Source organism: Paenibacillus xylanexedens (genome assembly GCF_017874615.1).
GTDB classification, from domain to species: Bacteria; Bacillota; Bacilli; order Paenibacillales; family Paenibacillaceae; genus Paenibacillus; species Paenibacillus xylanexedens.
Genome location: NZ_JAGIKV010000009.1, coordinates 64,002 through 76,516 on the forward strand (window position 1 = coordinate 64,002; position 12,515 = coordinate 76,516).

12 protein-coding genes are annotated in these 12,515 nt (G+C 42.2%); 11 read left to right on the forward strand and 1 reads right to left on the reverse strand.

The window, feature by feature from the left end:
- Positions 1-124 precede the first annotated feature (124 nt).
- Positions 125-331, reverse strand: a complete 207-nt coding sequence (locus tag J2Z28_RS13805) for a helix-turn-helix domain-containing protein (protein ID WP_211082932.1) — start codon at positions 329-331, stop codon at positions 125-127.
- Positions 332-490: 159 nt separating this feature from the next.
- Here J2Z28_RS13805 and J2Z28_RS13810 point away from each other — a divergent pair, with 159 nt between their 5' ends.
- From J2Z28_RS13810 to J2Z28_RS13860, 11 genes are all read left to right on the forward strand, one after another.
- A complete protein-coding gene (locus tag J2Z28_RS13810; protein WP_211082933.1) occupies positions 491-1,267 on the forward strand; it encodes a recombinase family protein in 777 nt (258 codons plus the stop codon).
- Positions 1,268-1,391: 124 nt separating this feature from the next.
- Entirely contained in the window at positions 1,392-2,633 is a 1,242-nt protein-coding gene (locus tag J2Z28_RS13815; protein ID WP_211082934.1) for an IS110 family RNA-guided transposase, read from the forward strand.
- Positions 2,634-2,737: 104 nt separating this feature from the next.
- Entirely contained in the window at positions 2,738-3,082 is a 345-nt protein-coding gene (locus tag J2Z28_RS13820) for a hypothetical protein (RefSeq protein ID WP_211082935.1), read from the forward strand.
- 18 nt (positions 3,083-3,100) lie between these two features.
- Entirely contained in the window at positions 3,101-3,433 is a 333-nt protein-coding gene (locus J2Z28_RS13825) for an Imm8 family immunity protein (protein ID WP_211082936.1), read from the forward strand.
- 79 nt (positions 3,434-3,512) lie between these two features.
- A complete protein-coding gene (locus tag J2Z28_RS13830; RefSeq protein WP_211082937.1) occupies positions 3,513-4,013 on the forward strand; it encodes a hypothetical protein in 501 nt (166 codons plus the stop codon).
- Positions 4,014-4,604: 591 nt separating this feature from the next.
- Positions 4,605-5,030 (forward strand): S-layer homology domain-containing protein, encoded by a 426-nt coding sequence (locus J2Z28_RS13835; protein WP_211082938.1) that lies wholly within the window; start codon positions 4,605-4,607, stop codon positions 5,028-5,030.
- Between the two features lie 16 nt (positions 5,031-5,046).
- Entirely contained in the window at positions 5,047-5,844 is a 798-nt protein-coding gene (locus J2Z28_RS13840) for an S-layer homology domain-containing protein (protein WP_211082939.1), read from the forward strand.
- A 243-nt stretch (positions 5,845-6,087) separates the two neighbouring features.
- On the forward strand, positions 6,088-6,606 hold the full coding sequence (locus J2Z28_RS13845; protein WP_211083021.1) for a SecY-interacting protein Syd: 519 nt from the start codon (positions 6,088-6,090) through the stop codon (positions 6,604-6,606).
- A 690-nt stretch (positions 6,607-7,296) separates the two neighbouring features.
- Complete coding sequence (locus tag J2Z28_RS13850; RefSeq protein WP_211082940.1) at positions 7,297-8,544, forward strand: S-layer homology domain-containing protein; 1,248 nt, start codon at positions 7,297-7,299, stop codon at positions 8,542-8,544.
- A gap of 260 nt (positions 8,545-8,804) precedes the next feature.
- Positions 8,805-12,053 (forward strand): DUF5704 domain-containing protein, encoded by a 3,249-nt coding sequence (locus J2Z28_RS13855; RefSeq protein ID WP_211083022.1) that lies wholly within the window; start codon positions 8,805-8,807, stop codon positions 12,051-12,053.
- Positions 12,054-12,224: 171 nt separating this feature from the next.
- Positions 12,225-12,494, forward strand: a complete 270-nt coding sequence (locus J2Z28_RS13860; RefSeq protein ID WP_017692361.1) for a hypothetical protein — start codon at positions 12,225-12,227, stop codon at positions 12,492-12,494.
- The last annotated feature ends 21 nt before the right edge of the window (positions 12,495-12,515 follow it).

Genomic DNA, 12,515 nt, shown 5'->3' on the forward strand with positions numbered 1-12,515 from the left:
AAGCATCATCGAGCGTCCATTAAAGAATTGATGTCATTGCAAAATCCTGTTGACTTTGATGTTCTTGCAGTAAAACACTGGGCGGATTTAATGACGATTCCATGTGCTCTCATTTGCGGCAAGGTTAGTCATCTTCCTGTACTAGAAGCTCGCTCAGGCTAATGTTTAATGTCTTGCAGATAATATCGAATGTACTTAGATGAACTCTGTCAACATCACTGGAGCACAGATGGCTTATGGTATTTGGTCGAAGTCCTGTTAACCTTGCCAATTCACGCTGAGACATATTACGTTCAGCTAGAATCTCTTTGAGTTTGACGATAACGGGCAATATGACACCAACTTCCGAACTGAGATAATTACCCCTATTATACGATTTCTTATCACCTTATGGAAACGATTGATTGTAACGCTTAGTAGGTATATAATAACATTGTATCTACTAAGCGTTACAATAATTCAGATTTCTGTAACGGTGGGGGGAATCAGCATGAATGTCATCGGTTACGTTCGGGTGTCTACGAGTGGACAAGCCAAGGATGGCTACAGTTTAGCGTACCAACAGGATGAAATCCGCTCCTATTGTCAGGAGCAAGGATGGAATCTGATGAACATATACAGTGATGAGGGTATCAGTGGGGCTAGGGTCAACGAAGAGGCTCTTGAAGTGGACAGAATTGGCTTTCAGAGCATGTTAGCCGCGTTATCTAGCCAATTCATTGATACAGTTGTTGGCCTCAATACAAGCCGTTTATGGCGGTCTGACATTGTGAAAGTGTTGGTACATCGGGAGTTTAAGAAGCATGGGGTGGACGTTCGGAGCATCGAACAGCCGACCTACAGCATTTACAAGAAAGACCCGAACGACTTCTTGATTAACGGCTTAATGGAACTGCTTGACCAGTATCAACGGCTCGAAATCGCTCTTAAGCTAGGCAGGGGGCGGTACAAGAAAGCGGAGCAGGGTGGCTATGCCGGAGGGAGAGCTAGCTTCGGCTACAAGGCAAAGAAAGGTCAGAAGTACATCCAAGTGGACGAGAAGCAAGCCATAACCGTCCGCAGAGTATTTCAGCTAAAGGAAGAACATCCGGCATGGTCATTGACCCATATTGCCGAAGCCATGAATGAGGAAGGCTTTACAACTGGGCAAGGCAGACTATTTACCAAAGTCCAAATCAAGAGAATCTTGGACAAACGCGATTTTTATAGCGGTACATACCGCTATGGAAATATAGTAGCTGATGGCTTACATGAAGCCATACTGTGACAAGTATTGAGTGGAGAGGCTTGCGTCCCGTTGCGAACCGAAAGTTTAACGCTTGAACTGAGGTTGCCCCCATTCTTTACCCATCACGACAACTAACAATCCGTACACAGGGGTGATTTCTTTTATGCACTACAAAATGCGTCATGTCTACGTTGGTTTAGACCTGCATAAAGCCCATCATACAGCAGTTATCATCAACTGTTGGCATGAGCGGCCAGGCGAAATCCAAATTGAGAATAAGCCATCTGCCTTTGACGAGTTGATGAAGTTGGTCAAGAAGCATACGCCAAAAGGAATGACCCCTGTCTATGGATTGGAAGATACGGGCGGCAACGGCAGAGCCTTAGCCGTTTACCTTGTCGAGAAGAAACAAATCGTCAAGGAAGTCAATTCCGCTCTGTCCTACAATGAACGCATGAATAATGCAACGACCCAAAAGAGCGACAGTTGGGATGCGTTTTGCATTGCGAAGGTTCTGTTTGCAAGGCTCGATGACCTGCCGGATGCGAATCCGCAGGACATTTACTGGACTATCGGGCAACTGGTGGCAAGAAGGAACTCTATCGTCAAACATGCCGCTTCGCTCAAGAACCAACTTCATCAGCAGTTAAGCTATCACTATCCGTCATACAAGAAGTTCTTCTGTGACATTGACGGGAAGACGGCTCTAGCCTTTTGGGAGAAGTACCCTGCGCCGTATCACTTGGAAATGGTGGGGGCGGAGGAACTAGCGGCATACCTCCGCAAAGCTAGCCATAACACCTGTTCTACCCGTAAAGCAGAGGAAATCTTGGAACTTGTCAAGATAGACGGGGAGACGAAGCGGAACTACCAAGCGTCAAGAGACTTCCTAGTCGTGAACATGGTACAGGATATGAAGCGGAGCAGAGAACTGATTAAGCAGACGGAAGAACAGCTTCGTCAGGTGCTAGCCAAGACGGACTACAAGTTAGATTCGATGGACGGTATCAGCACCGTAACAGCGGCAGAACTGAGTGCTGAAATCGGAGACATCCGCCGCTTCTCCAACGCTGATAAGTTAGCCCGTTTCGCCGGAATCGCTCCTGTCCGCTTTAGTTCGGGCGGCAAAGGAAAAGACCAAGCAAGCGGACAAGGTAATCGGGTACTAAATGCCATCTTCTATAACCTAGCCGTTCAGCAAATCCAAGTCGCTAAAGGCGACAATAAGAAACAACGGAATCCCAAGTTCAACGAGTATTACCAACGCAAGCTAACTGAGGGTAAGACGAAGAAGCAAGCCCTGATATGTGTCATGAGAAGGCTCGTAAACATCATCTACAGCATGATGAAGAACAAGACGGAATACAGGGCGGCGGTAACTCTAACAGAGCGTAAAGCAAGCTGATATAATGGTGGTAATTGGAAGAACCAGTTGCCACCTTCTTTATTCCCCAGTTTAAGATTACAACTTAGGGGACGGGTAAACCTAAATGGTGGCATCCTAAATATGTGGATAACTTGACTGATTCTCAAATACTTCTAGGAGTTAAACAATCACCAAAAGGATTGTCAACCCTTGGGAATTCTTCTCGTACAGAAGCAATGAATGCTGGTAAATCATGGGCAGGGCAGGGTGCTAAAGATATTATCGATAAAACAACGGGTGAAATTATTGGTTACTCAAGTGCAGATGGAATGAGGGCATTTAGAATTCAGTTTAAGCCAAAAGAAAATATGGTAAGGGTAAATTTCCAAGAAAATGTCATGATTAGGACAGAACGTAATTATAACGACTACAATAAGACGTGGGCACCAAAACAAATTAGAAATGTCCATATCGATATTTTGGATTAACGGGGGGGGGGGGATTAAATGCTTGTTATAAAAGCCTTAACAAGGATATATGAAAATTGGGGGGATGATATAGATGATTTTTATATTACTTATCATATAGATATCGGTCCTAAGGAGATAGAAGGAGCATCAGATTTATTTTCATTTGAATTAATTAGTCCGAAAAGATTATACAAGATGGTAGATCATGGTGATGTTATTATAGGACATGGTCATATGATAACAAGTGACTTTAATGAAAATAAACTTGAAAAAACATTAAGCCGTATTATTAATAAATGTGAAAATGATGATATTAATAAGGCATACAATGATCTCTCTAAATATTTTCGTTGGGAGATGGATGAATAGTTAACCATCAGCATGCTCTGCAAGATAATTTGTGTAAACTACTAAGTAACAACACGCGTGATTAAGGAGGAAATATTAATTGATAAAGTTGGATATTTCCAAAGAAAAATTTGAGCTTTATGATTTTACGGAGTCAGTAATTCAATTTGTGAGTCCCTTAAAAAGTTCAGATAACTTGTCTTTGCATGTTTGGGGCATAATCATACCTTTAAAAATGTTTAGTATAGAACAGTATGGGCTAAGTAAGAACCAGTTTTCGTTCAATGACAACATATATATATATGGTTTTTCAACTATTCAATTCGAAGGAGTGGAAGCTATTGATATTGAAGTAGAGCTTCTTACAGAGACTAAGCCCCATGAATATATTTACCGGAATGACCGATCTAAATGCAAAATTCATAAAAAATGGAATATAAGTGATCGCTGTGAAGGGTACAATTATGAGATTTTTTCGACTATTGATTGGCCTTTTGGCAGTAGCTCTTTGGCTATTGTTGCTGGAGGGAAAGTCACCATAGAAATCGAACCTGATTATTGTGTTCCATTAAATCAATATACTAAACACCTCGAAATATAGTTTAAGCTATTAGAGTGAAAGTAATGAAATCTTTTGTTTTACTGCCTTAGAAGCTATGCAAACCTTTGTAATAAAAGTCTGAGGTAGTCCTAGTCGCAATGGGAAGTTTTTATAAATATAAAAGTATCAAAATTAAATAATAGAATCAAAACTAAGAAACCTTTGAATGGTGTTTATAAGCCATTCAAAGGTTTCTTACATTATGATGATGAGAGAGGAAAGTATATAAAAGCTTTGGGTATTCAAGTAAATAGGGGAGAGCGAGCAGGACTCCTGAAATGGTGAAGCTGAATGTATTCATAAAAAGATAATGTACTCCCACGGAGATATATCAAAAATGCTAGACAGCTGGGAAGCATTATATGTGGATTCAGGGGGATTTATACAAGGGAGAATAAGTCTTAATACCTATGAATAGGCATCGCGTCATGGTAAAATATTCATGGAACTGGAATGGGATATATTCCTTAGTAAACTATTTTATTTAAGTAAGTCCTATATATTTGATAATAGCAAAATAGTAGATTCAAGAAAAAAGATACATAGGCATAAAGGTTCCACAGAAAACAATAAAAATGGAGCGTGAACGATTTGAAAAAAGTAACACAACTCATATTAAGCGGTGCATTGGTAATTGGAATATTTCCTTTCACCGGAAACACCAGTCAAGCAGCAGTTACCTCATTTAAAGATGTGCCTACGAGCCATTGGGCGAAAGCATCGATCGATGCAGCGGTAGCAAAAGGTTATTTCAAAGGATATAGTGATGGCACGTTTAAGCCCGGAGCAACAGTGACGCGCGCAGAATTTGCAGCATTGCTAGCCCGAGTGGCTAAAGGGACGCCGGATACGGAGCAAACTAATGTGTTTAAGGATTTGACCGGGCATTGGAGTGAGGCAGAAGTTAATCGGGCGGTATCCTTTGGTTTTCTGAAGTCTTCCGATTATCCGAATGGGTTTAAGCCAGGCACGGCTTTGACACGAGAGGAAATGGCGAAGTGGCTCAGCTCAGGATGAGGATTACAAACAAGCGTTGAAGGATACAGAAAATACGTTGGTGCCTGTGGCAGAATATTACAAGGGCGGGTTAAAGAAAGCAACATATCCCTATGTGTCGGTGGTATTGGGAACTGGATTGATGGGCGGATACCCAGATGGTACGTTTGGTCCGGGGAAAACAACCACACGAGCAGAGGCGGCGGTTATTTTGTCGCGTTATGAACAGGTACAAGAAAGTAAGGCAACTTCGTATAGAGATCTGAATGAAATGCGCGAGGTAGGTCTGACAGGAACAAATCTAACGTCTGCAACACCATACATATATCTAAAATCCGAAGAGGGTATTAGTTCGAGTTTTGATCGTATAGTGGGCAAGACAGTAAAACTTCGTAACAATTTAGGTACAATGACCCCGCATCGGATGATTGTTGCTGATGCACAATCCAAGACAAGTATTAACAATCTTTATGGTAGGATGTTTATTGATAAAGATTATAGATATCCCATTAAAGAAGGATATTATGAGGTTTTCATTGAAGTGACCGTAACCCCTAGTAGTAATAATTTAAAAAATTTAACATTTTACCAGGAGGTTGCTAACGTATTTACAACGGTAAACAACTTCAATAGTGGAACAGTGGATAAATACGGGATAAATAATCTTCCCGTTGAGGACTATGTAAGCTCTGGATTTTTTAAAGAAAAAGTGGATCGAAAGTTTTGGATGAGATTTGGATTGGCCAGAACTTCTGACGGATCCTCATCAGACAGTTGGAAAACTTTTTTCATTGATAATAATACAAAAGCGTCATTTAGTCTTCCACTAAGATGAAAGTTACGAGAAGAAAGAAATTAATTACACCTTTAATCCTTGCTATTGGACTTGTGATGGTTCTCATTGTTACAGGCGTTGATCATGCTAGTGCAGCAAGTTTCCGAATTGTATCCTAGTTCGGGCGGCATACACAATGTTGAAAAAGAAGCAGGAGCTTGGGGTAGTGATAGCAAATATGCTGAAATGCTAGAAAGATTCTTAAATAAGTAAAGGGTGATAGATGTGTCCATAAAAGAAGCGATGAATCAATATTTTTTATTAAGGAAGTCCCTCGCTGAAGGAGGATTAGATTTTTTATTTAAAACACCATTTGATGAAGACGTAGAATCTCTTATTTATTATGGAAAAGTTGACGAGAATGATTATATCTCTTGGAGACCTGTCGAAAAAAAAGAAATTTATGATTTTAGCTCACTAGAAGAAAAATTAGGCATTAGAATGCATGTATCTGTCATTGAGTATTTTAATTCGTATTGGTTTGCAGATTTAGATGGTTTTATTACTGACCATTATATAAAACTAGAGTCTGTGCAGCAAACAACAGATATAGAATCTTACTTCAACTTACTTGTGGGATACAAGCACAACCACGATAACAAACTTGAGCACATTCCTATAGGGATAGAGGGTAACGGGCTTATTGTTGTGGTTGATAATCAGAATGGGTTAGTCAAACTTGAGGATTTCGAACGAAAATCATTTGAAGTAATTTCAGAGGGCATTAAGCAATTAATTGTAACTCTACGATTACAAAAATAAATATTCAAATATCATTGTTTGCTCTTAATTAAGTTATCTCGTTACATCTTGCAGGTTGATCATAGTTAAATTCCACTATGATTAATCTGTTTTTTTGTCATCTGATTTTCAAATAATACCACATTCCAACATCTGAATCAGTCAGGAACAGCTGGAGTATGACGAGGTAGCCAATTATTTAACCTGACGGATACGAGCTTACTGGGAATTCGTTTACAGAAGTTCAAGTAGAAGTATAGTCTATCGGAAACCTGACTACGAGTAGGCCAAGACGAAGGGGCAGATGAAGTGACCTATCGCTAGATATGGGATAGGGAGTACGGGAGTACGAGCTAAATCGGTGCTAGTGGAGATGAGCCCCATCTATTGTATGACCGAAGTAAGATTTGAAAACTTAAATGAAAATTCTGTTTTAATTTTAGCGTTTATTAGAACCTACTTAGGGTTAGTAATGATTTATTTGATTCAATAGACCTATATTTTTTGAGTCCACAGTGGTAAAATATTCATATAAATGGCATTTTTGATTGGATCTTAGGTTATAGATGTCCTAGGCATAGGATAACATTTTGAAACTACTGAAGGTCTTAAAGAAAAACGAATATAAACGGAATCAAACAGCAGACTTAAAAAATGTACATAAGTATGAAGAGATCAAGGGAGAAAAAATAAAAATGGAGCGTGAAAGATTTGAAAAAAGTAACACAACTCATATTAAGCGGTGCATTGGTAATTGGAATATTTCCTTTCACCGGAAACACCAGTCAAGCAGCAGTTACCTCATTTAAAGATGTGCCTACGAGCCATTGGGCGAAAGCATCGATCGATGCAGCGGTAGCAAAAGGTTATTTCAAAGGATATAGTGATGGCACGTTTAAGCCTGGAGCAACAGTGACGCGCGCAGAATTTGCAGCATTGCTGGCCCGAGTGGCTAAAGGGACGTCGGAAACGGAGCAAGCTAATGTGTTTAAGGATTTGACCGGGCATTGGAGTGAGGTAGAAGTGAATCGTGCGTTATCCCTTGGTTTTCTGAATTCTTCGGATTATCCGAATGGGTTTAAGCCAGGCACGGCTTTGACACGAGAGGAAATGGCGAAGTGGCTTAGTTCAGGGCTTGCAGCGCAAAATGAAGATTACAAGCAAGCGTTAAAGGATACAGAGAAAACGCTGGTGCCTGTGGCAGAATATTACAAGGGCGGGTTGAAGAAAGCAGCATATCCTTACGTCTCGATCGTATTAGGAACTGGGTTGATGAGTGGGTACCCCGATGGAACGTTTGGTCCAGGAAAAACAACGACACGAGCAGAGGCGGCTGTGATCTTATCCCGTTACGATCAAGTGCAAGAAAGTAAGGCCGATTCTTACAGAGATTTGAATGAAATGCGTGAGGTAGGTCTGACGGGAAGCAATCTGACTACAGCTACACCATACGAGTATTTCACAAGAGAGGATGGGACCGCAGAAAGCTTTGATCGTGTAATTGGAAAAAAAGTAAATCTACGCAATAATCTAGGAACTATAACTGCCCATCGCATGATTGTGGCTGATGCACAAACCAAGACTACGATTCGAAACTTATATGGAAAATTATTTATTGATAAGGATTATCGATACCCCTTACGTGATAGTTATTATGAAGCTTTTATGGAAGTAACGGTGACTCCAAATGGAAACAATTTAAGAAATCTAGCATTTATTCAAGCAGTGGGAGATATTTTTACAACAGTCGGGAATTTTAGCAGCGGGACTAAAGAAAAATATGGAATCAACAATTTGCCAGTAGAGGAGTATGTTGATTCAGGATTTTTTAAAAAAGGAGTTCCTCGCACGTTTTGGATGAAGTTCTATCTTAGAAGATCAGCAGGCACGTCTGTGAGCCAATCCATGTTGGCATTTGTAGTTGATAAACAAACTAGTACTTTCTTCAGAATTCCATGAACAATGTAATTAGAGGATTAAAGAGAGGCTTATTGTTTTTTTTCTTAATTAGTCCATTACTTATTACAGCTACAACGGAAAACACTGTAATTGCAGCTGATGATGTAGCCAAGATATTAAAAAAAATTGTTGTCAGTCCAGATCTGGAAGATCGGAAAGATTTGGAAGACTTTGCTGCACCTGTAGCTCTTCCTGAGGGACCAACGGGTTATCAAAAAGTGGTTAGAATCTTTGAAGGGGTCAAAACAGCTAATCCAGGGGTGTACTGGTACCAGATTGATAGTCTCAAGTGGATTGCAGAAACGTCTTTTGGAAATATTCCAGCGAACTATGTTGAGGACGGAGACAAGTATGCACCTGTGAAAACATCAGTTCGAGATCAAATTCAGATGGCAAATAATCCGGTGTATGTGCCTGATAAGTATATAGATCAAACTAAAGCTCAAGTGGCTTCGGATGTTGCCATCCCTAGCCCACATATTGTGAAAGTAGAGACAACGGAAGTACAAGGCTGGAACTCCCTTATTACCAATCTCGAACTGGATTCTACAAAGAAAATAGTAACCTTAACTTCGGATACAGGAAAAAAAGATTCGGATTTATATGTACAGGAATACACAAAAGAGTATGGGAAAAATCCCAGTGGAAAAATCAAGTACAGTACCTTATATTTAACGCCTTTAAATATAACATGGCGAAGTAAGTGGACGGAGCAGAAAAAAATTCGACTTACAGGTACTCAGCGATTAAAAAAAGATGAAGAAGCCAATCTCAAAGGTGAAGTGGCTACGATGAGTCATGGAGCTAAGCAATTTGGCAACTGGGTAGATATCTCCACTCGTTCGGGTGTGGAATGGAAATCAGATCAGGAAGGTATCGTTGAAGTGAACCCAAGTGGAAAGATTAAAGGCGTAAGCCCGGGAACCGCTACAATTTCTGTACGTTGGAAAAGCGACGATTCATATAAATACGATCTTATAGCTTACTTAAAAGTCACGGTGGGTGATGGGACAGCCCCACCAGGGGGAGTCGCAGGCTGTACATATACCATCAATCCACCGAATGAAGTAGCCTCACCACAAACTGCATTTATGGACCCGGGGGCTCAGGGACATATTCTGGCGGATGACCCAACCAACGGCATTCATTTTGATGCGACGCGCGGGATCCCGACCTCGGAGCACCTGTATGCCAATACGTGGGCGATGAACTATTTGTTCCAGCATACCTTTGGCAAGCAACAAGGCACGATTACCTATGATTGCACTGCCGACATTACATATGTTCGCACCTGGAAGGTGGAGCAGCCTGACCTGCCGGGACCGAATGGGACGTCCATCCCGCAGGAAGATACCGAGGATTCGGATGAAGTCCCGGTCCAGTACAGGTTCAGCTTTGAACGAAACTATAGCTATTGGAAAATTAATAACGTCGAACTTTATTCCATAGAGCAGGCCGAGATGGAGAACTATGCTCTCCCTGAAGGAAGTCGGATTATACTCAGGCCACAGGGGTATACACCGCCGGATTTGGAGATGGAGCACGACGAAGACGTGGAGATCCATGTCATGCCGAAGGAAACAGGAGAAATTAGCTATGTTCCCGAGGTACTAGCGACTGAGGGGTACGTGCCTTTAGACGTACCTGATGATACAGAGTTACTGAAAGGGATGGCCGAAGACCAAACGGGTCCACCCGATGTGAAGAACGATGCGCTGGACTTTACCTGGGAGGGTTCGACGACAAACGTCATGGATGGCAGCACCGTCGTTGAAAACGGACCGGATCCGACGCAAATCCCGGCACCAACGAAGATCGGCTCGTATAAAAATACCGGGGAGCAGGTGCTGTATGAAGATCAGCTGTTGATTCCCCGGACACTCTTGAATAAAGCGGATACGGAGTCCACAGGGGAAATCCAATATGCCCTCCATCCAACCACCTTGGGAGGCAGTGGAGGAAAAACGTTCTCTGTCGATCCAATCAACACCGTCACCGTCCATACACCAGTGGTGAACTACTCGCTCGTTTCGGATGATCAGCCCCATAACCAGAAAACGGTGCCGAACATGAGTCGGTCCGCGCTCATTTTGGAGCGACCATTCACGGTTCGCATCCCGACCAGCGGACAACATCTGGATGCGGGGTCCTATCCGGGATATGGGGATCGGAATTACGCCAAGTATTATCGGATTAAACAAGTCCAGTTTCCTTTTGACGTGTACAGTGCCGACCGAACGCAATTTTATCCGCGAAACACGTGGATCGATATCCAAGTACCTGTACTGGATACCACCTTCTATCTGCCCGTGTGGGTGGATGAAGGAGACTACCAGGTGGAATTCCGGAATATCGCTGAAAATGCCCCATCGCATTTCAGTACTGAGCAGGAGATTGACGCCCAGCCCGATGCCAACACAGATCTGTATTACCACGCCGCTTCGGACGAAGTATCTGTGGAGGTCATTGGGAGACTATACGACTTTGAGATTACCGATATCGCGGACTATAATTGGGAGCTGGTCTTCCGCCGTTTCAAAAATAGCCTTGCGCCGACCTGGATCAGTTACTGGACCGGCACGCAGGATATCGATGGAGACAAGCGGGGCAACAAACCCCAGTTTACCGTCCCGATTCGCCCGGGCAGTCACCCACTGCAAGGGTACCAGAATGTGGCGGTGAAAACGGGATATCACTTCAAGTTTGATTTTAAAACAAAAGGCAACATGTTTGGCCCGCGAGATGGTATTCGTCTCACACCAACCTTTGATTTTGTGAGTAAGGATGGAAGTACGCGTGTGCCCGTGGATCTGTATTACTCTACCAACCAACGGAACTTTATTCGCATCGGTTCGACAGAAGACCAAGTGAAGCGGTTCGTGATTCTGAATGATCGGCTACGTCAAGTTCCATCCGAACAACTACGAGATACAGCGACATACAAATACAACCGATATGGTGAAATCCATCCGGGGATGATGAGTGAACGAGCGTATCAAGAGTACTATCGAGACAAGTTCACGAAAATGAAAACTCCGGTAGGTGGATATAGCCTGCTCTTGATGCCAGAGCAATTGCGAACGTTTATCGGTCCGAAAACGAATATTCCAACGACCGCCAGTGCAGATGTACTGCGTGCGAATGCAGCCATTCAACAATGGTACGGGGAATACAGTCTACCTGCCGAGCCCTATGTGGTGCAAGCGGGAACAAACTTGGCTGAGTATGGACGTACGCATGGCGGATTGGATGCTAAATCGCCAATCTTCCTGAAGGATGGGTATATCGTGGTGAACTTCAACTTCGAGTCCATTCGAGAGGGAAATCTCGCGGCACCACATCTGCAATATATCCATGCCCCACTGATGAATCAATGGTTGCTGGAAGGATTCCAGCGTGAGGTAGAGGATAGCTACGGAAACAGCTTTACGTTGCGGGACGGAGACGTAGTCTTTTACCATGCGGATCGCTCCAGCCGCGATGATTTCAGCGCGCAGGTACCGCATTAAGAAATAAATGTAAGTATTACAATCAGTTACTGGATAGAAGAAATCCTTTTACTAGAGGATTTCTTCTGTTTTACAACTACATTGATAAAGTGAGGGATGGTTGTGTCCCGGATAATAAAGATAATTACATTTACCATAATGATCGTTGGAGTAATAGGAGGATGTTCTGGAGTGGACAAAAAGGATCAAGAAATTATAGAGCGTTCGGAGACCATTGCCATTGATTATCTAAAAGAAACTTATGATTTAGACGTGACCATCACAAGGAGGCAAATGCAGCCTAAGATGGCAATGTCACGTGTATCAATATATGGTTATATAACGGGAAACGAAGATCAAACGTTCATAATATCGATTAACTATGAAACTGGTTTGAAAGAGATGTTTGCGTATAGTCCTGAATTTAAGAAAGCATTATTAGTAAAAGGATATAATCTTTGATATTACAGTTAAATGTGAGAT